The sequence below is a fragment of the Amycolatopsis decaplanina DSM 44594 genome, from assembly GCF_000342005.1.
Classification (GTDB): Bacteria; Actinomycetota; Actinomycetes; order Mycobacteriales; family Pseudonocardiaceae; genus Amycolatopsis; species Amycolatopsis decaplanina.
This window is the reverse complement of record NZ_AOHO01000063.1, coordinates 372,710-389,908: the sequence shown is the minus strand read 5'-3', so window position 1 is coordinate 389,908 and position 17,199 is coordinate 372,710. Positions and strand designations below refer to the sequence as shown.

Below are 17,199 nucleotides of genomic sequence, written 5' to 3'. Positions count from 1 at the left end.
CCTGCAAGGTCTCCGTCCACACACATCATCATCACTGTGGCTTTCGCGACATGCCTGGGGCAGTGCGGGGGCCGACCTCGGGCGGGTCGGGGTGCCGCGGGCAGGTGTTGTCGGCCTCAAGTACATGAAGGCCCCCTTCCTTGCGCCTGGCGCAAGGAAGGGGGCCTTCATGTACTTCCGGGCTCAGCCGAAGCGGCCCGAGATGTAGTCCTCGGTCGCCTTCTCGTCCGGGTTCGAGAAGATCTTCTCGGTATCGTTCAGCTCCACCAGGCGACCCGGCTGGCCGACGCCCGCCAGGTTGAAGAACGCGGTCTGATCGGAGACCCGCGCCGCCTGCTGCATGTTGTGCGTCACGATGACGATCGTGTACTCCTTCTTGAGCTCACCGATCAGGTCCTCGATGGCGAGGGTAGAGATCGGGTCGAGCGCGGAGCACGGTTCGTCCATCAGCAGCACGTCGGGCCGCACGGCGATCGCCCGCGCGATGCAGAGCCGCTGCTGCTGACCACCGGAGAGGCCGCCGCCCGGTTTGTTCAGCCGGTCCTTGACCTCGTTCCACAGGTTCGCGCCGCGCAGGGCGCGCTCGGCGACCTCGTCGAGCTCCTTCTTGCCCTTGGTGCCACCGAGGCGCAGGCCCGCCACGACGTTGTCGCGGATGGACATCGTCGGGAACGGGTTGGGGCGCTGGAACACCATGCCGATCGTGCGGCGGACCTGCACCGGATCGATCCCGGCGCCGTAGATGTCCTCGCCGTCGAGCAGCACCTCGCCCTCGACGCGGGCGCCGGGGATGACCTCGTGCATGCGGTTCAGCGTGCGCAGCACCGTCGACTTGCCGCAGCCCGACGGGCCGATGAACGCGGTGACGTTCCGCGGCGGCACCGAGAGGGTGACGCCGTCCACGGCGTGGAATTTGCCGTAGTAGATGTCCACGTCTTTGACGTCGATTCGTTTGGCCATCTCAAACAGCTCACTTCTTCTTCGGGGCGACAAGACGGGCAAAGAGCATGGCGAGGAGGTTCACGATCGCGATGATCAGTACCAGGGTGAGCGCCGCACCCCAGATCCTGTCGAACGCGACGGTACCTTCGTCGAACGGGTTGCTGACCCGCTCGTTGTTCATCAGAAGCGGCAGTGCGGCCTGTTCGCCACCGAAGATGTCCCAGTTCACGTAGGCGGAGTAGCCCACGAGGACCAGCAGCGGAGCGGTCTCGCCCATGACCCGGGCGAGCGCCATCATGATGCCGCCGATGATGCCGGACAGCGCGGTCGGGAGGACGATCTTCATGATCGTCTTCCACTTCGGCACGCCGAGCGCGTAGGAGGCTTCGCGCAGGTCGTCCGGGACGATCCGCAGCATCTCCTCCGAGGAGCGCACGACCACCGGGATCATCAGCAGCACCAGGGCCAGCGACACGGCGAAACCGCTGCGCGGGAGGCCGAGTGTCGTGATCCACAGCGCGTAGATGAACAGCGCGGCGACGATCGAGGGGACACCGGAGAGGATGTCCACCATGAACGTCGTGACCTTCGCGAGTTTGCCGCGGCCGTACTCGACCAGGTAGATCGCGACCAGCATGCCGATCGGGACCGCGATGATCGCGCAGACCAGGCCCTGCAGCACCGAACCGATGACCGCGTGCAGCACGCCGCCGCCGACCTCGTCCGACAGCACCGAGCCGAAGTCCTCGGTCCACCAGTTGCTGTAGGGGATCCGCTTGACGCCGTTGATGACCACCGTGGCGAGCAGCCACACCAGCGGCACGACGGCGATCAGGAACGACAGCCAGATCAGGACCGTCGCGAGGCCGTTCTTGGCCTTCCTCGCCAGGCTGACCTGTTGGAAGGCGGGGGCGGTGGCGGGGGTCTTCTCGAGCGTGGTGGACATGCTCAGTCCCCCTTCTTGGCGATGATGGATCGCGCGACGAAGTTGACGACGAACGTCAGCAGGAACAGCACCAGGCCGGCCGCGATGTAGGCGCCCGCCGAGATCTCGTTGTTGAGTTCCGCGTAGTCCGCCGCGATCTTCGAGGCGAACGTGGCGCCGCCGTCGAAGAGGCTCCAGGTGAACTCGCGGCCCACCGCGCCGGTCAGGATGATCGCGAGCGCGATCGTCTCGCCGAGCGCGCGGCCGAGGCCGAGCATCGAGGCGCCGATGTAGCCCGCCTTGCCGAACGGCAGCACCGTGGTGCGGATGACCTCCCAGCGGGTGGCGCCCAGCGCCAGCGCGCCTTCGATGTGCGGGGTCGGGGTCCGCTCGAACACCTCGCGGGACAGCGAGGTGATGATCGGCAGGATCATCACGGCGAGCACGATGCCGGCGGTGAAGATCGTGCCGCGCATGTCCGGCGAGACGTTGCCCGCCGCGAAGATCGGGATCCACGAGAAGGTGTCGTTGACCCACTGGGAGAAGGGCTCGATCGTCGGCGCGAAGACCATCAGGCCCCACAGGCCGTAGATGATCGAGGGGACCGCGGCGAGCAGGTCGATCACGTAGGCGAACGGCCGCGCCAGCCGCTTCGGCGCGTACTGGGTGAGGAAGAGGGCGATTCCGAGCGAGATCGGCATCGCGATGATCAGCGCCAGCAGCGAGGAATACACCGTGACCAGCAGCAGGCCCATGATGCCGAACCGCATGTCGTTCGGTTCGGTCTGCCAGACCTGGCTCGTCAGGAAGCTCGCGTTGTCGGCCTGGAGCGCCGGAACGGCCTGCACCAGCAGGAACAGTCCGATCAGGCCGATCAGTGCGACGACGAAGACGCCTGCTCCGGTGGTCAAGAACTGGAAGATGCGGTCACCGGGCCGCACCGTCCTGGACTTAGGGCTCGCGAGTTGCACCGAGGACTTCTCGGGCGGTGACGCGGCAGGTTGCTCCGAAATCGGGTCCTCCGGGAAGGTCGCGTGGACGCCAGAACGCCCACCGGGGTCGCCGGTGGGCGTTCTGGGCGAAGATGAATCGCTCATCGACTGCTTCTGTCCAGCCTGTCTTTACTGGTCAACCTGGGTGGTTGGCAACAGGGTCAGGCGATGGCCTTGACGGCGGTCAGGACCTTGTCCTGCAGGCTCTGCGGGATCGGCACGTAGCCCTTCTCCGAGAGCGGCTTCTGGCCGTCGGTGGCGGCGACGGTCAGGAAGGCCTTGACGGCCTTGGCGACCTCGGCGTCGGCGTACTTGGAGCAGACGATCTCGTAGGTGGCCAGGATGACCGGGTAGGCACCCGGGACGTTGCTGCCGTAGATCGCGTCGAGGTCGAGGGCGAGGTCGTTGGTGCCCTCCTTCTTGAACTTCGCCGCGTCGAGGGACTTCGCGACGTTCGCCGCGGACAGCTCGACACCACCGGAGCCGCTGTCGATCAGGGCGGCGTTGAGGCCGTCCTTCGCGAACGCGGACTCGACGTAGGTGATGGCACCGTCCGTGGACTTCACCGCGTTGGCGACACCGTTGGACTTCTCCGCGCCGTTACCGACACCGCCGTTGAACTTCTTGCCGTCGCCCTGGGTCCAGGCGCCCTTCGAGGCCACCTTCAGGTACTTCTGGAAGTTGTCGGTGGTGCCCGACTCGTCGGTGCGGGAGATGACCTGGATCGGCTTGTCCGGCAGGTTGACGCTCTCGTTGCCCTTGACCGCCTTGATGGCCGCATCGTTCCACTTGGTGATGCCACCGTTGAAGATCTTGGCGGTGACCTCGGGGGTCAGGGTCAGCTTGTCGACCCCGGAAAGCTTGTAGGCGACCGCGACCGGGCCGACGACCAGCGGAAGGTTCCACGCGTCGGCGGCACACCGGGCCTTGGCCTTCTCGGACTCGTCGCCGTCCTTGAGCGGCGAGTCGGAACCGGCGAAGTCGACCTGGTTGCCGATGAACTGCTTGACACCCGCGCCCGAACCGCTGGGGTTGTAGTTCACCTTCTGACCGGAGCACTTGGCGGCGTAGGCCTGCACGAAGATGTCGATCGCGTTCTTCTGAGCGGACGAACCCTCGGCCGAGAGGGGGCTCTTGCCACCACATGCGACGTCGGCCGTACCACTGGGCGCGGAAGCGGCACCCGAGCTCTGGGGCTTGTTCGCCGCCGGGTCGGATCCACAGGCGCCGAGCACGAGGGCGGCGCTAGCCACGATGCCGATCGCGCCCGCGGGCCGCATGATCTTCACTGCATTTCCTCCACTGGGAGACTTTCGCCGGATCGGTGGAACGGGAACGTTCCTGCCGGATCCGGACACTAGGCACCGACAGTGGACAGGCGGCCGTCAGCGGGTGAACGAGAGGTGAACAAGGCGCCCGATGTGAGCAGCGCGACTACTCCGAAAGTGGTCCGTGTCCCGCCCGTGACCTGCGCGTTTGCTCTCCGTGACCGGTCAAGAGCCGGCAGTGTGAACCCGGCTACCGAGCGTATTGGACGTCGACCTCGTACCGGGTGAAGCCGAGCTTCGAATAGACCGCGAGCGCGGGCGCGTTGTCACCTTCGACGTACAAGATCACTTGCCCCAGCCCGCGATCGCGGAGATACCGAAGCCCGGCGAGCGTGAGCGCCTTCCCGAGTCCGCCGCCCTGCGCGTCCGGATCGATGCCGACGACGTAGACCTCGCCGGCGGGCTCGCCGCCGAATCGGCCGGGAACGGCCTCGTGGACCTTCGTCCAGTGGAAGCCGATGACCTTCCCGTCCTCCTCCGCGAGGAAGAAGCCCTCAGGGTCGAACCAAGCTTCCTTCTCGGTCGCCCGCACCTCGTCGGCGGTCAGGGCGCCCTGCTCGGGGTGCCAGTCGAAGGCGCGCGCGTTGACGCGGACCATCGCTTCCTCGTCCTGACCGGGCACGAAGGTGCGCAGCGTGACGCCTTCGCGCGTCACGGGTTCCGGCCAGTCGGCCGTCTCGGCGTCCGCGTGCAGGATCAGCAGTTCCCGCGCGCGCTCGAAGCCTTCGGTCCCGGCGAGGTGGACGGCGGCGGGGTGGTCACCGTGCGCCCAGACTCGCAGCGGCTTCCCGTCGACGTGTTCGACGAGCGCCTTGGTGAGCGCCCTGCCGTGACCGGAGCGGCGGTGGGCGGGGTGGACGAACAGTTCGGCGACCTGGTTGCCGTGCGAGTCGCCTTCGGTGTCCAGGTGCGCGTACGCGACCAACTCGCCATCGACGTGCCCCAGAAGGTGCTGCCCACCGGCGAAACCGGTGTCCTCCGGGCGGCCGTCCGCCTCGCGCACGGCGAGGAGGAAGCGACGGATCTCTTCCGTTTCCGGTTCACCGGTCCACACCAGATCAAGCATGAAATCGACCCTACCCGGGAACCCGGTACCCGCCCGGGCGTCTTGTCGGACAGGAGAGGGGACTCAGTGCGCGGAAAGCTCGCTCGGCTCGTAGACGCTCGCGTCCGGGGCGATGGCCTGCGGCTTGGCCGCGCCCTTGGCGGGCCGCTCGAACTTGTAGCCGACGTTGCGCACGGTCCCGATCATCTGCTCGTGCTCCGGGCCCAGCTTCGCGCGCAGACGCCGGACGTGGACGTCGACCGTGCGCGTGCCGCCGAAGAAGTCGTAACCCCAGACCTCCTGCAGCAGCTGGGCGCGGGTGAACACCCGGCCGGCGTGCTGCGCGAGGTACTTGAGGAGTTCGAACTCCTTGTAGGTGAGCTCGAGAGTGCGCTTGCGGAGCTTCGCGGTGTAGGTCGCCTCGTCGATGACCAGTTCGCCGACCCGGAGCTCGGCGTCGACCTGCGCGGCGCCGCCGTCGCGGGTGGTGACGAGCCGCAGCCGGGCGTCGACCTCCGCGGGACCAGCCGTCGGGAGGAGGATGTCGTCGGTGCGCCATTCCGCGCTGACCGCGACCAGCCCGCCTTCGCCGACGACGGCGATGATCGGCGTGGAGGCTTCGTCTTCACCGGCACCCTTGAGCAGGCGGCAGAGGCTCTTCGCGGAGGCGAGGTCGCTGCGGGCGTCGAGGACGATTACGTCGCGGTGGCCCGCGTCGAGCAGCGCGGTCACTTCCGGAGCACGGACGCGTACGGTGTGGGGCAGCAGATCCAGGGCGGGCAATACCGTGGTGGCATCTGCTTCCGCGGTCAGTACCAGAAGGTCCAGGCTCATCGCCGCACCGCCTTCAGTCGTGGTCGCCTCGAACGTGGCTACAGCCGGTGCTTGGTGAGAATAGCGGGTGAACAGCCGGGGACCTACCCCGTGCTGGATCGATCACACCTGGCCAAAGAGGTTTACGAAGGAGATTTGACGCGATGGTGAGCAGGCCCGTGGCGCGTGACGACCGACCGTCTTCCGGCCGGTCCGCCAAGCGAGGAAAGCGCCGTGGCCGGGGTTGGCTCATCGCCCTCGCGGTGCTGGTGGTGCTGCTGGTCGGGGCCGATTTCGGGGCGGCGGCGTTCGCCGAGCACACGATCTCCCAGAAGACCCGCGAACAGCTGAAGCTGGCCAACGATCCGGCGGTCACGGTGCACGGTTTCCCGTTCCTCACGCAGGCCCTTTCCGGTGACTACGGTCACATCACCATCAGCGCCCAGGGCGTCGCGGTTCCGCCGAAGCTGCGTGACGTGGACTTCAACGCGGACATGAGTGATGTCACGGCGCCGCTCTCGGATCTGACGTCCGGCAACACGAAGTCGATCGTCATCGGCACGCTCAAGGGCGAGGTGACGATCAAGGCCGCGGACATCGCGCGGCAGGCGCCGCTGGACAAGATCGAAAACCTGAGGATCGAGCCGGTCACCGAGGACTACGTCCGCAACGGCGACAGCGGCCAGGGGGAGACGAAGCCGACGGCCACCAACGAGAACGGCGAGCCGGTGGACACCGCCAGCGCCGGGATCCGGGTTTCGGGCAACGTGCAGATCGCCGGGCAGAAGGTGGAGATCTTCTGCTTCGCGATGATCGAACTGGACGGGCAGAAGATCCGGCTCGAGCCGAAGCGGCTGCAGTTCGGGAATGACAAGGAGACCACCGTCGTTCCCCAGGCCGTACAGGACGCGCTGCTGCCGAACTTCAACGCGACCATCGACACCGGCGCGATGCCGTTCTCGGTGACCCCGACGTCGGTGCGCGTGAACAGCGGCACGGTGACCATCAAGGGTGAAGGCAAGAACGTGGCCTTCAGCGAAGCGAAGCCTCAGGGGTGATCTCGGATGACCGGGGTGTGGGTGCTGCTGGGCGTCTTGGTGCTCGGCGGGGTGGCGGGCGCGCTGTTGCAGGCACGCAACGGCCGCATCAGGGCCGCAAAGGCTTCTGACGTGTCCGAGCTGCCGGAGCGCGTCTCCGCCGCCCTCGCACCCGAAGGCGTCACCCTGGTCCAGATCTCCACGACGTTCTGCGCGCCGTGCCGCCATACCCGCGCGATCCTGTCGGCGCTCGCGGACAAGACCGACGGCCTCACCCACGTCGATCTGGACGTCACCGAGACCCCCGAAGTCGCCCAGGCACTTTCGATATTGCGGACTCCGACGACGCTGGCCTTGACATCGGACGGCCGGGAGGTTTTCCGCATCGGCGGCGTTCCCCGAGGTCAGGAGCTTCTCGAAGCCCTGAAACCTCACCTGGCGAACGTCTGATCCCGCATTTCGGGACGCGTCCCAAGGTGTGAACACGGTTCCCAACCTGAGGGAGCTCTGCGTACCCTCGTGCCCGTGAACCGGCTGCCCCGAACCTTGCTGACCCAGCGCCGCGCAGTGGATCTGTGCCGCGTTCGCAGCAGCCTGTGTCCGCCTCGGCCCGGCGTTCGCTGAAGCACGCCTTCATGCCTGCGCGTGCCTTGCCGGCACGCACCTCTTCCATTGCTCGAGCAGGAGGAACCATGTCCGCAGGACCGGCCGTCGACCCCCGTGGTCCGCGTTTCGCCGCCATCCTGACGACGATCGTGCTCGCGATCGTGCTCATCACCCAGTGGTGGCCACTGCTCGCGGCGCAGGCGGTGGTGTTCGCAATCGGTGCCTTCATCGGCCTGAAGCCGGCGCCGTACTCCTTGATCTACCGGTACCTCGTCGCGCCGCGGCTCGGCCCGGCGACCGAACGCGAGGACGCCGCCCCGCTCCGGTTCGCGCAGGCCGTCGGGTTGGTGTTCGCCGTCGTCGGCACCATCGGTTTCGCCGCCGGCCTGACCGCGCTCGGGTTCGTCGCGACGGCGTTCGCGCTGTTCGCGGCCTTCCTCAACGCGGCCTTCGACTTCTGTCTCGGTTGCGAGATGTACCTGCTCATCAAGCGTTTCAGCCCCAGCCCTCGCGCGTCCTAACCCAGAAAGAGAGTCAGCTCCATGAGCCGTGAAGACGTCCTGGTCACCACCCAGTGGGCCGAGGAGAACCTGGACACCCCGGGTGTCGTGTTCATCGAGGTCGACGAGGACACGACCGCGTACGACAACGGACACATCCGCGGTGCGGTGAAGTTCGACTGGCGCAAGGACCTGCAGGACGGCGTCCGCCGCGACTTCGTCAACAAGGAGGGCTTCGAGAAGCTGCTGTCCGAGAAGGGCATCTCGAACGACGACCGCGTGATCCTCTACGGCGGCAACAACAACTGGTTCGCCGCGTACGCGTACTGGTACTTCAAGCTCTACGGCCACGAGAACGTGCAGCTGCTCGACGGCGGCCGCAAGAAGTGGGAGCTCGACGGCCGCGAGCTGAGCTCGGAAGAGGTCAAGCGCGAAGCCACCGACTACAAGGCCAAGGAGCAGGACCTCTCGATCCGCGCGTTCCGCGACGAGGTCGTCGCCGAGATCGGCAAGAGCAACTACGTCGACGTGCGTTCGCCCGACGAGTTCTCCGGCAAGCTGCTCGCCCCGGCGCACCTGCCGCAGGAGCAGTCGCAGGTCCCGGGCCACATCCCCGGCGCGTTGAACGTCCCGTGGGCGAAGGTCGCCAACGAGGACGGCACCTTCAAGACCGAGGAAGAGATCAAGGAGCTGTACTCCGACGAGGGCCTCGACGAGTCGAAGGCCACGATCGCGTACTGCCGGATCGGTGAGCGTTCGTCCATCGCGTGGTTCGCGCTGCACGAGCTCCTCGGCTACGACCAGGTCAAGAACTACGACGGTTCATGGACGGAATACGGCTCGCTCGTCGGCGTGCCGGTCGAGTTGGGAGCTAAGTGATGGCTGACGACAGCTGCGGCGCACCGGTCCAGGAGGCCACGCCCGCCGATTACGACACCCGCGGCCAGGTCGTGCTGGCCGGCAAGGTGACCGGCGCGGAAGGGCCCGTCGGCGGCGCCTTCGTCCGGTTGCTGGACGGCGGCGGCGACTTCACCGGCGAGGTGGTCTCGTCGGCCGACGGCGACTTCCGCTTCTACGCGGCCCCCGGTGACTGGACGGTGCGCGCGCTGCACCGCTCCGGCAACGGCGAAGCTTCGGTGAGCGCTCAGGGACCGGGCGTGCACCAGCTCCAGGTCTCCGTCGCCTGAGACGGTCTGAAGGGGCCCTTCACCGCTCCATCCATGCCCCCGCCGCCGCCCTCAACTGAGGCGCTGCGCGCCCGGCCTGGATTCCAGCGGTGAAGGGCCCCTTCGTCGCGTCTCATGCGGGGAAAGCGTCCTTCAGCTTCTGTGGGCACTGCCACGCACCCTGCGCAAGGCCGTCTGAGCAGGTAGCGACTAAAGTGCGTGGCGTGGAGATCCTGTTTACGACCCTGCTGGTGCTCGCCGGCGTCGCGATCACCTGGTTCGCCGTGTACGTCGTCTACCGGCTTTACGCGGACCAGCGCTGACCCATGACGGCTAGCGGCGACGAGGCCATCCAGGCCGCGGAAAAGCGCGCGGAAAGCACGCGCGACCGGAACCTTCCGCAGTTCGACGACATGCCCATCCCGGGCGACACGGCGAACCTGCGCGAAGGCCCGAACCTCAATGACGCCTGCCTGGCGCTCCTGCCGCTCGTCGGCGTCTGGCGCGGTGAGGGCGAGGTCGACTATCCCACCATCGAAGGCCCGTACCGGTTCGGCATGCAGCTGACCATCGCGCACGACGGCCGCCCCTTCCTCACGCACGAGGCGCGTGCCTGGCTGCTCGACGAGGACGGCAAGGTCATCCGTCCCGCCGCCCGCGAGTCCGGGTTCTGGCGCCCGCAGGCCGACGACACGATCGAACTGCTGCTGACCCACAACACCGGCATCGTGGAACTCTTCTACGGCAAGCCGCGCGGCAAGGCCTCCGTTCCGGCCTGGGAGCTGGGCACCGACGCCGTCGTCCGCACTTCGACGGCCAAGGACGTCACGGCCTCGCAGCGGCTCTACGGCATCGTCAACGGTGAACTCGGCTTTGTCGAGGAGCGCGCGATGATGGGCCAGGAACTGCAGCCGCACACGTCGGCGCTGCTGCGTCGCGTGGTGGGCTGACCGTTCCCCGTGCGGTGGCGGGCCTACGGCGAGCACGCCGCCCTGCTCGACTGCGTTTCCCTCACCGAGACGATCGCGGCGCACGCGACGGTCTCGTCCGCGCGCCCGCCCGGGATCATCGAACTCGTGCCCGGCGCCCGCAGCCTGCTCGTGGTGGAAACCCCGGGCTCGGGCGCCCTCGCGGCCGTCCGTGACCTGCTGGCGGACGCCGACCTCGAACATCCGCCCGGCGGCGGATCCCGCGAGATCACTCTCGATGTGACCTATGACGGCGAAGATCTCGAACTCGTCGCGCGGGACGCCGGAGTGTCCACTGAGGACGTTGTCCGGCTGCACACCGGCGCCGTCTACACCGTTGCCTTCACCGGGTTCGCACCCGGATTCGGTTACCTGACCGGGCTTCCCGAGCCGCTCCGGCAGCCGCGGCTGTCGAGTCCGCGCACTCGCGTGCCACCGGGATCGGTCGGGATCGCGGGCGAGTTCACCGGGGTGTACCCCCGCGTCTCGCCCGGTGGCTGGCGGCTGATCGGGCACACCCGGACCGTCCTGTTCGATCCCCGCGCCGACCCGCCCGCGTTGCTGGCGCCCGGCGACCGCGTGCGGTTCCGGAGCGCCGGATGAGGGCACTCGAAGTGGTCGAGACCGGCCCGCTCGCGCTGGTCCAGGACCTCGGAAGGCCCGGCTACGCGCATCTCGGCGTCCCACCGTCCGGGGCGCTGGACGTCCCGGCGCTGAAACTGGCCAACCGGCTCGTCGGTAACGACGAAGCCGCGGCGGGTGTCGAGTGCCTGTTCGGCGGGCTACGGCTGCGCGCGAAGACGTCCTGCACGGTCGCGGTGACCGGCCCCGCCGTCGCCGTCGAGGTCGACGGGCGCCCCGTCGGCTCGCACGCGCCGGTGTGGCTGGCGGCGGGCCAGATCGTGGCGATCGGCGCACCCGCCACCGGATTACGGTGCTACCTGGCGGTTTCCGGCGGGATCATGGTCGACGCGGAACTCGGCAGCCGATCGCGGGACGTCCTTTCGGAGATCGGGCCCGCGCCGTTGCGGGCGGGCGACCTCCTGCCGCTCGGCGCGCCGTCCGTGTCCGGCGGTGCCGACGTCGTGCTGCCCACGGTGGCTCCGGCAGAGCTGGTGGTGCGGGTCGACCCGGGCCCGCGGGCGCACTGGTTCGAGAATCCGGCGACCGGTCTCGCGAAGACCTGGACGGTGACGGCGGATTCCAACCGCGTCGGGCTCCGGCTCGACGGGACGCCGTTGGCGCGGACGGGCGAATACGCCGAGCGGGAGCTCCCGAGTGAAGGCCTGCTGACCGGCGCCGTCCAGGTGCCGCCGAACGGGTTGCCGGTGGTGTTCTTGGCGGATCATCCGACTACCGGTGGTTATCCGGTGGCGGCCGTGGTGAGACAGGCGTCACTCCCGGCACTCGCGCAGGCCCGACCCGGAACCCTTCTCCGCTTTCACTCGTCCACGAAGGTGTGGAACAGGTAAAGGTCGACGGTGGCACGGGTGTCATCGACACGAATTCGGTCCCAACCCAGCCAGAACTTCCGCAGTCGTTGCGGATCGCGCTGGCCACCGGCCAGATGCGCCGTCCGCTCGGCGATACGCTCCGCCCGCTTCTCGATCTCTTCGCCGACGGCGAGTACCAGGTCACCGGCCCCGAACGGCTGGCCGAGGACCGCTACCTGACCCCGAGCGCCGACTGGCCGCCCGCCGACGTGTCCCGCGTCGGCTACTACCGGACGGCGATCAAGAGCGGGCACCGGCCGGTCGCCGTCGTACTGGAGACCACCGACGCGGCGGTGATCCTCGACGGGCACCACAAGATCGCGGCCTACCGCGAGGAAGCGATCCTGCCGCACCTGCTGATCATCAGCCCGCTCAGCTGATCGCGTACTCGCTCTCGTACGCGGCGGCCAGTTCGGCGTGGATCGCGCTGGAGTCGCTCAACGCGACGCCGTCGAGCGTGTGCACCCTGGTCAGCTTGCGGACCGACGAAGCGAGGAAGAGCCCTTCGCCCCCGGTGAGGTCCGAGACCTGGAGCGGCTCGACCTTGACCGACCAGCCCGCGCGCTCGGCGCCACGGAACAGTGCCGCCTGCGTCGTCCCCGGCAGGATGCCGATGGTCGCCGGCGGCGTGTAGAGCGTCTTGTCCTTCGCGAGGACGACCGTCGAAGTCGGCCCTTCGAAGACCGCGCCGTCGGCGGCGGTGAAAATCACATCGCTCGCGCCACGACGGCCGGCCTCCCGCAACGCGGCCATGTTGACGCCGTACGAAATCGACTTCGCGCCCAGCAGCAGCCACGGCGCGCGCTCGGCGAGGTCGGGCTCGATACCGCGCTCCAGTGTGATCGCCGCGACGCCTTCGACACGGGCGCGCAGGACCTTCTCGTCGATCTCCACGCCGAGCGCGAACCCGAATGGCTTCGCCTCCGGATCGCCGTCGATTCCCCTGGTGTACACCAGTTTCAGCGCGATCTCGGCGGGGCCGGACCAGTTGTCGATGACGGTCTGCGCGGCGCGCTCCCAGACCGCGAGGTCCGGCTCCGGCAGGTCGAGCATGGCCGCGGAACGGGCCAGCCGCTCGAGGTGCGGGCGGAGCTCACGGGGCCGTCCGTCGACGACGAGGATCGTCTCGAACACCCCGTCGCCGCGAAGCAGTCCGAGATCGTCTACCCGCAGGTGAGCGGCTTCGGGGTCGGCCAGGGTCCCGTCGAGAAAGGCAAGCACGCGCATGGGGACACGGTACTCACTAGCATGGGTTTCATGCCTTACCGCTCCCCCCTGCTCGACCTTCCCGGACCGATCGCGGCACCCGACGGGCATCCGGAGGAGGGTGTCCCGTGGCATTGGGGAGATCCCTTCGCCGAGCAACGGACGGCGGCGCGCGGCGCGGTCGTGATCGACCGTTCGCACCGCGAAATCCTGGCCGTGACCGGGGAAGAACGGCTGTCCTGGCTCCATTTGGTGATCTCGCAACACGTCACCGGGCTCGCCGAAGGCACCGGCACCGAGGCGCTCGTGCTGGACAGCCAAGGCCGCGTCGACACGCACATGGTCCTCGCGCACGCGGACGGCACGGTGTGGCTGGACAGCGACAGGGGCGCGGTGGCCACCAGCGCACTGCCGTCCGGCGGCAAGCAGACCCTGCGCGATTACCTCGAAGCGATGAAGTTCTGGTCCAAAGTGGACATCCGCGATGTGTCGGAGGAACTGGCGTTGCTGACCGTCCTCGGCCCCGACGCGGACGGCGTCCTGGCTTCCACGGGTGTCACGCCGGGCGCGGACGCGTACTCGGTCGTGCCGATCCCCGGCGGTTTCGCGCGGCGGATGCCGTGGCCGGGACGGCACAGCGTCGATCTCGCCGTCCCCCGCGCCGAACTCGCCGGCTGGTGGCGCCGCCTGACCGACGCGGGCGCACGCCCGGCGGGCAGCTGGACGTTCGACGCGCTGCGGGTCGAATCGCTGCGGCCGCGACTGGGCGTCGACACCGACGAGCGCACGATCCCGCACGAGGTGAACTGGGTCGACTCCGCCGCGCACGTGGCGAAGGGCTGTTACCGCGGGCAGGAGACCGTCGCGAAGGTCCACAACGTCGGGCGGCCGCCGCGGTACATGGCGCTGTTGCATCTGGACGGCTCGCCGGAGATCACGCCGGAGACCGGCGATCCGGTGGTGCTGGGCGAGCGGACGGTCGGGCGCGTCGGCAGCGTGGTGCAGCACCACGAACTGGGGCCGATCGCGCTCGCGCTGGTCAAACGCTCGACGCGGCCGGGCGCGGAACTGCTGGTGGGCGCCGAGGATCGCGTCGTGCAGGCCGCCATCGATCCGGACTCGGTGCCGGGTGAGGCTCCGGCTCCTGGGCGGGAAGCGGCTCAGCGGCTGCGGGGCTGACTTCGCTCCGCTCCGGTCCGTGAAGGACTCCTTGAGGGACTCTGGGTCCCTCAAAGTTCCCCTCACCGGGTCCTGGGCCGCCACTTTCGCCTCAGCTGTCACAACGGCGTCGCGTGAAGGCCCCTTGCCTCGGCTGAGCGCAAGAAACTCGGCCTTCACTCACGACCGCACCCTCCGCCAAGTACATGAAGGCCCCCTTGCTTGCGCTAGACGCAAGCAAGGGGGCCTTCATGTACCGCCGGCGCCCGCCCCGCGCCTGGCCACGGACTGAAGGGGCCCTTCCCCGCGGCTCACGCGGCGAAGGACGCCTTCCCCACGTCAGATGCGGCGAAAGTCCCCTTCACCCACACCAGTTGTCCACAACCTTGCCCACCTGTGGACAACCCCGCCGACCAGCACTTTTCCCCCGCCACCCCCGGTAGACTGGACTTGGGGCCGCCCCCGGGACGGGTGGGGGGCGCGCTCTGGAAAGGACCGAAGGAGCACTGGCGCGGTGGAGGGTGCCGGGAGGGGTGAAGATCCTTGTGGTATCACGCCCTGCGGAACATTTCCGCTGGAGCGCGATAAGCTACGCGGGTGATCGAAGTCCGGCCCGGTGGTCGCCGTCGTATCGACCGCGTGCTCGGCCCTGGGTATCTCAGCGACCTCGGCGAGCTGACCCTTTCCGTACTGCGTGAGCGCCGTGACGAGGCCGCGCAGGAGGAGACCGACCTGTCGTACCTGCGGCGCCTGCTGCACGCGCGGATCGACATCGTGCGGGCCGAGCAGGAGCGCCGGAGTTCGGGCGGCGAGAGCAGTGTCGTCGAGCGGCTGGCCGCGATCCTGGCGGACAACGCGATCGGCCCGGCCACGGGTTCGGGCAGGCATCAGCGGCTGGAGCCGTCGCGCGCGGGCGAGCACCGGCGGTTCGCCGAGGCGCTCATCGGCGACACGGACCTTTCCGACGTCAGCACACTGTCGGACGAGAAGCTGGTCAACGCCCTCAACCGGTACGCCGACGAAGAGGTCTCGGTCTCCTCGTACCGCCGCGAGGTGCAGAGCGTGATGGACACGATCAACGCCGAGATCGCGACCCGCTACCGCAAGGGCACGGCGTCGGTCGACGACCTGCTCGACACCGAACGCGGCGGCTCCGAGTGACGAATCCGGTCCTGGTCGAGGTCGTCCGGTCCGGATTCGTGGAGAGCACACACCGCGGCGCGCTCGTGATCACCGCCCCGGACGGCTCGGTGCGGTTCTCCGCGGGCGACATCGAGCGACCGGTCTACCCGCGCTCGTCCAACAAACCGCTGCAAGCCGTCGGGATGCTCCGGGCAGGCCTCACGATCGGCGACGAAGAACTGGCGCTGGGCTGCGGGTCGCACAACGGTGAGCCCGGCCACGTCGACGGCGCCCTGTCGATGCTTTCCCGCGCGGGGCTGACCGAGGACGCGCTGGTCTGCCCGCCCGCCTTCCCGCTGCACGAGCCGAGCATGCTGGCCGTGGCCTCGGCCGGGAAACGCCGCGCCGCCATGAACTGCTCCGGCAAACACGCCGCGATGCTCACGACCTGCGCGCAGCTCGGCTGGCCGACCGAGGATTACGCGGCCGAGACCCACCCGCTGCAAAAGGTCATCCAGGCCACCGTCGCCGACCTCACCAGCGAGACGATCGAGACGGTCGGCGTCGACGGCTGTGGTGCCCCGCTGTTCGCGTTCTCCTTGACCGGACTCGCCCGCTCCTTCGGCAGGCTGGTCACCGCCATGGGCGGGCCGGAGCGCAGGGTCGCGGACGCGGTCCGCGCATATCCGTGGCAGGTCGCGGGCACCGGCCGCGAGGACACCGTGCTGATGCGCACCGTCGACGGCCTGCTCTCGAAGGTCGGCGCCGAGGGAGTGCACGCGTTCGCCCTCCCGGACGGCACGGCGCTGGCGCTGAAGATCGACGACGGCGCGGCGCGTGCCCGGACCCCGCTGCTGCTCGCGACCCTGCGCCACCTTGGCATCGACCCGGGTGACGAAGCCGGGAGCCTCGCACGCGACGCGGTACTGGGCGGCGGGAAACCGGTCGGCGAACTGCGGGTCGCCGCCGGCCTCTTCGGCTAGTTCGCGCGTTCCCGCGCGGCCAGGTCGCCCCAGAAGTCCCGCAGGTCGGCGAACAGTTCCGCCAGTTCGTCGACGTTGCCGGTGCGGAGCGCGTCGAGGATGTCGTGCACCTCTTCGGCGGTCGTGTCGGCTTGCAGGATCGAGTCTGCGAAGAGCTGGACGAGACCGCCGTAGTCGAGTTCGACCGCGGAGCCGGGGTGGAAGCTGTCGAGCCAACGTCGCGTCTCGAGCAGCACCCGGCCGGGCCCCGAGTCACCGAAGGTCGCTCCGAGCAGGTCCCCGACCTCGCGGGCGCGATACCGCGCGTCGGCGATGGGGATCCGCCACGACACCTCTCGCTCGGGGTCGTCGCGGCCTTTGCCGAGTTTGACCCGCCGCATCCCGGGATCGAACAGCACGAACCACGGAAGCGGGACGGTCCACGTCGTCGAGAGCGTGTGCGAGGCCGAGGCGGACAGGTCGCCGATGGCCGACTTCGCCCGCGAGCGGATCATGTCGAGTGACGCGCCGCCCGCGTCGAGCACCGCGCTCTTCAGCGCGGGATGCGCGTCGCCGAGGAAGGTCACCAGTGCCGCGGCCGAGCGCGCGCGGATCTCCATCGGACAGATCAGCGGCCCCGGTCCGGCGTCACCGTGCTCCCCTTCCGGTACGTCTTCGGGGTCCAGGACGAGGACGTCGGTGACGAGACTGGGCGCGGCCCTGCCGTCCGCGAGCTCGGCGGGCAACAACCGTCCGACATGCTGTGACTTGAGCCACAGTGCCTGCTCGCGCATCCCCGCGGTCGAACGATCGAGCCGGGCCGCTTCGACGGCCTCGAGCAGGCGTTCGTCCGGCGGATCCCCCAGCGCGAGCAGGGGCTCGTAGACGCGGAGATAAGCCGCGAACGGACGGGGCACACGAGCATCGTGGCACGCC

The 17,199-nt window shown here is 68.7% G+C and carries 20 protein-coding genes; 12 read left to right on the top strand and 8 right to left on the bottom strand.

Going from position 1 to position 17,199, the window contains the following annotated elements:
- Positions 1–183: 183 nt before the first annotated feature.
- From pstB to H074_RS23575, 6 genes are all read right to left on the bottom strand, one after another.
- Positions 184–960, bottom strand: a complete 777-nt coding sequence (gene pstB / locus H074_RS23600) for a phosphate ABC transporter ATP-binding protein PstB (RefSeq protein ID WP_007032582.1) — start codon at positions 958–960, stop codon at positions 184–186.
- A 10-nt stretch (positions 961–970) separates the two neighbouring features.
- The gene (gene pstA, locus H074_RS23595; protein WP_007032581.1) at positions 971–1,888 is read right to left on the bottom strand and encodes a phosphate ABC transporter permease PstA; all 918 of its coding nucleotides are present in this window, start codon (positions 1,886–1,888) and stop codon (positions 971–973) included.
- Between the two features lie 2 nt (positions 1,889–1,890).
- Positions 1,891–2,808 carry a phosphate ABC transporter permease subunit PstC gene (gene pstC, locus H074_RS23590; RefSeq protein ID WP_007032580.1) on the bottom strand — a complete coding sequence of 306 codons (918 nt, stop codon included), beginning with the start codon at positions 2,806–2,808 and terminating at the stop codon, positions 1,891–1,893.
- 212 nt (positions 2,809–3,020) lie between these two features.
- Entirely contained in the window at positions 3,021–4,148 is a 1,128-nt protein-coding gene (pstS, locus tag H074_RS23585; protein WP_007032579.1) for a phosphate ABC transporter substrate-binding protein PstS, read from the bottom strand.
- Positions 4,149–4,377: 229 nt separating this feature from the next.
- Positions 4,378–5,253 (bottom strand): mycothiol synthase, encoded by an 876-nt coding sequence (gene mshD / locus H074_RS23580; RefSeq protein WP_007032578.1) that lies wholly within the window; start codon positions 5,251–5,253, stop codon positions 4,378–4,380.
- A 63-nt stretch (positions 5,254–5,316) separates the two neighbouring features.
- On the bottom strand, positions 5,317–6,066 hold the full coding sequence (locus tag H074_RS23575; protein WP_007032577.1) for a winged helix-turn-helix transcriptional regulator: 750 nt from the start codon (positions 6,064–6,066) through the stop codon (positions 5,317–5,319).
- A gap of 143 nt (positions 6,067–6,209) precedes the next feature.
- On the opposite strand from H074_RS23575, the gene H074_RS23570 reads away from it, so the two are divergent.
- The 9 genes from H074_RS23570 to H074_RS23530 all read left to right on the top strand — a co-directional run bounded on the left by H074_RS23570 (position 6,210) and on the right by H074_RS23530 (position 12,195).
- Positions 6,210–7,103, top strand: a complete 894-nt coding sequence (locus H074_RS23570; RefSeq protein WP_007032576.1) for an LmeA family phospholipid-binding protein — start codon at positions 6,210–6,212, stop codon at positions 7,101–7,103.
- Between the two features lie 6 nt (positions 7,104–7,109).
- On the top strand, positions 7,110–7,532 hold the full coding sequence (locus H074_RS23565) for a TlpA family protein disulfide reductase (RefSeq protein WP_007032575.1): 423 nt from the start codon (positions 7,110–7,112) through the stop codon (positions 7,530–7,532).
- 242 nt (positions 7,533–7,774) lie between these two features.
- Complete coding sequence (locus H074_RS23560) at positions 7,775–8,209, top strand: DUF4395 domain-containing protein (protein ID WP_007032574.1); 435 nt, start codon at positions 7,775–7,777, stop codon at positions 8,207–8,209.
- Positions 8,210–8,230: 21 nt separating this feature from the next.
- Positions 8,231–9,067, top strand: coding sequence for a sulfurtransferase (locus tag H074_RS23555; RefSeq protein WP_007032573.1), 837 nt, complete (start codon positions 8,231–8,233; stop codon positions 9,065–9,067).
- Positions 9,067–9,375, top strand: coding sequence for a DUF1416 domain-containing protein (locus H074_RS23550; protein WP_007032572.1), 309 nt, complete (start codon positions 9,067–9,069; stop codon positions 9,373–9,375). The genes H074_RS23555 and H074_RS23550 overlap by 1 nt, the downstream gene beginning before the upstream one ends.
- Before the next feature lie 305 nt (positions 9,376–9,680).
- A complete protein-coding gene (locus H074_RS23545) occupies positions 9,681–10,304 on the top strand; it encodes a heme-binding beta-barrel domain-containing protein (protein WP_007032570.1) in 624 nt (207 codons plus the stop codon).
- Positions 10,305–10,313: 9 nt separating this feature from the next.
- Complete coding sequence (gene pxpB / locus H074_RS23540) at positions 10,314–10,925, top strand: 5-oxoprolinase subunit PxpB (protein ID WP_007032569.1); 612 nt, start codon at positions 10,314–10,316, stop codon at positions 10,923–10,925.
- Complete coding sequence (locus H074_RS23535; RefSeq protein WP_039923184.1) at positions 10,922–11,794, top strand: 5-oxoprolinase subunit C family protein; 873 nt, start codon at positions 10,922–10,924, stop codon at positions 11,792–11,794. The genes pxpB and H074_RS23535 overlap by 4 nt, the downstream gene beginning before the upstream one ends.
- The gene (locus H074_RS23530) at positions 11,782–12,195 is read left to right on the top strand and encodes a hypothetical protein (protein ID WP_007032567.1); all 414 of its coding nucleotides are present in this window, start codon (positions 11,782–11,784) and stop codon (positions 12,193–12,195) included. The genes H074_RS23535 and H074_RS23530 overlap by 13 nt, the downstream gene beginning before the upstream one ends.
- Here the strand turns inward: H074_RS23530 and H074_RS23525 are convergent.
- Positions 12,188–13,042 carry an aminodeoxychorismate lyase gene (locus H074_RS23525; protein WP_039923183.1) on the bottom strand — a complete coding sequence of 285 codons (855 nt, stop codon included), beginning with the start codon at positions 13,040–13,042 and terminating at the stop codon, positions 12,188–12,190. The two genes, H074_RS23530 and H074_RS23525, sit on opposite strands and share 8 nt — an antisense overlap.
- A gap of 30 nt (positions 13,043–13,072) precedes the next feature.
- Here H074_RS23525 and ygfZ point away from each other — a divergent pair, with 30 nt between their 5' ends.
- The 3 genes from ygfZ (at position 13,073) to H074_RS23510 (ending at position 16,284) form a co-directional block, all read left to right on the top strand.
- Entirely contained in the window at positions 13,073–14,200 is a 1,128-nt protein-coding gene (gene ygfZ / locus H074_RS23520; protein WP_039923231.1) for a CAF17-like 4Fe-4S cluster assembly/insertion protein YgfZ, read from the top strand.
- A 576-nt stretch (positions 14,201–14,776) separates the two neighbouring features.
- Positions 14,777–15,340: an RsiG family protein gene (locus H074_RS23515; RefSeq protein WP_007032564.1), complete on the top strand. Its 564-nt coding sequence runs from the start codon at positions 14,777–14,779 to the stop codon at positions 15,338–15,340.
- Complete coding sequence (locus tag H074_RS23510; protein ID WP_007032563.1) at positions 15,337–16,284, top strand: asparaginase; 948 nt, start codon at positions 15,337–15,339, stop codon at positions 16,282–16,284. Before H074_RS23515 ends, H074_RS23510 begins: the two co-directional genes overlap by 4 nt.
- On the opposite strand, the gene H074_RS23505 is transcribed toward H074_RS23510, so the two are convergent.
- Entirely contained in the window at positions 16,281–17,180 is a 900-nt protein-coding gene (locus tag H074_RS23505) for a DUF8083 family protein (RefSeq protein ID WP_007032562.1), read from the bottom strand. The genes H074_RS23510 and H074_RS23505 overlap by 4 nt on opposite strands.
- Between the last annotated feature and the right edge of the window lie 19 nt (positions 17,181–17,199).

Excerpts from the sequence above, each read along its gene's own strand:
- H074_RS23570 (WP_007032576.1), top strand. The coding sequence starts at position 6,210 with ATGGTGAGCAGGCCCGTGGCGCGTGACGACCGACCGTCTTCCGGCCGG.
- H074_RS23560 (WP_007032574.1), top strand. The coding sequence starts at position 7,775 with ATGTCCGCAGGACCGGCCGTCGACCCCCGTGGTCCGCGTTTCGCCGCC.
- pstA (WP_007032581.1), bottom strand. The coding sequence starts at position 1,888 with ATGTCCACCACGCTCGAGAAGACCCCCGCCACCGCCCCCGCCTTCCAA.
- mshD (WP_007032578.1), bottom strand. The coding sequence starts at position 5,253 with ATGCTTGATCTGGTGTGGACCGGTGAACCGGAAACGGAAGAGATCCGT.
- H074_RS23565 (WP_007032575.1), top strand. The coding sequence starts at position 7,110 with ATGACCGGGGTGTGGGTGCTGCTGGGCGTCTTGGTGCTCGGCGGGGTG.
- H074_RS23550 (WP_007032572.1), top strand. The coding sequence starts at position 9,067 with ATGGCTGACGACAGCTGCGGCGCACCGGTCCAGGAGGCCACGCCCGCC.
- H074_RS23555 (WP_007032573.1), top strand. The coding sequence starts at position 8,231 with ATGAGCCGTGAAGACGTCCTGGTCACCACCCAGTGGGCCGAGGAGAAC.
- H074_RS23545 (WP_007032570.1), top strand. The coding sequence starts at position 9,681 with ATGACGGCTAGCGGCGACGAGGCCATCCAGGCCGCGGAAAAGCGCGCG.
- ygfZ (WP_039923231.1), top strand. The coding sequence starts at position 13,073 with ATGCCTTACCGCTCCCCCCTGCTCGACCTTCCCGGACCGATCGCGGCA.
- pstB (WP_007032582.1), bottom strand. The coding sequence starts at position 960 with ATGGCCAAACGAATCGACGTCAAAGACGTGGACATCTACTACGGCAAA.
- H074_RS23575 (WP_007032577.1), bottom strand. The coding sequence starts at position 6,066 with ATGAGCCTGGACCTTCTGGTACTGACCGCGGAAGCAGATGCCACCACG.
- H074_RS23535 (WP_039923184.1), top strand. The coding sequence starts at position 10,922 with ATGAGGGCACTCGAAGTGGTCGAGACCGGCCCGCTCGCGCTGGTCCAG.
- H074_RS23525 (WP_039923183.1), bottom strand. The coding sequence starts at position 13,042 with ATGCGCGTGCTTGCCTTTCTCGACGGGACCCTGGCCGACCCCGAAGCC.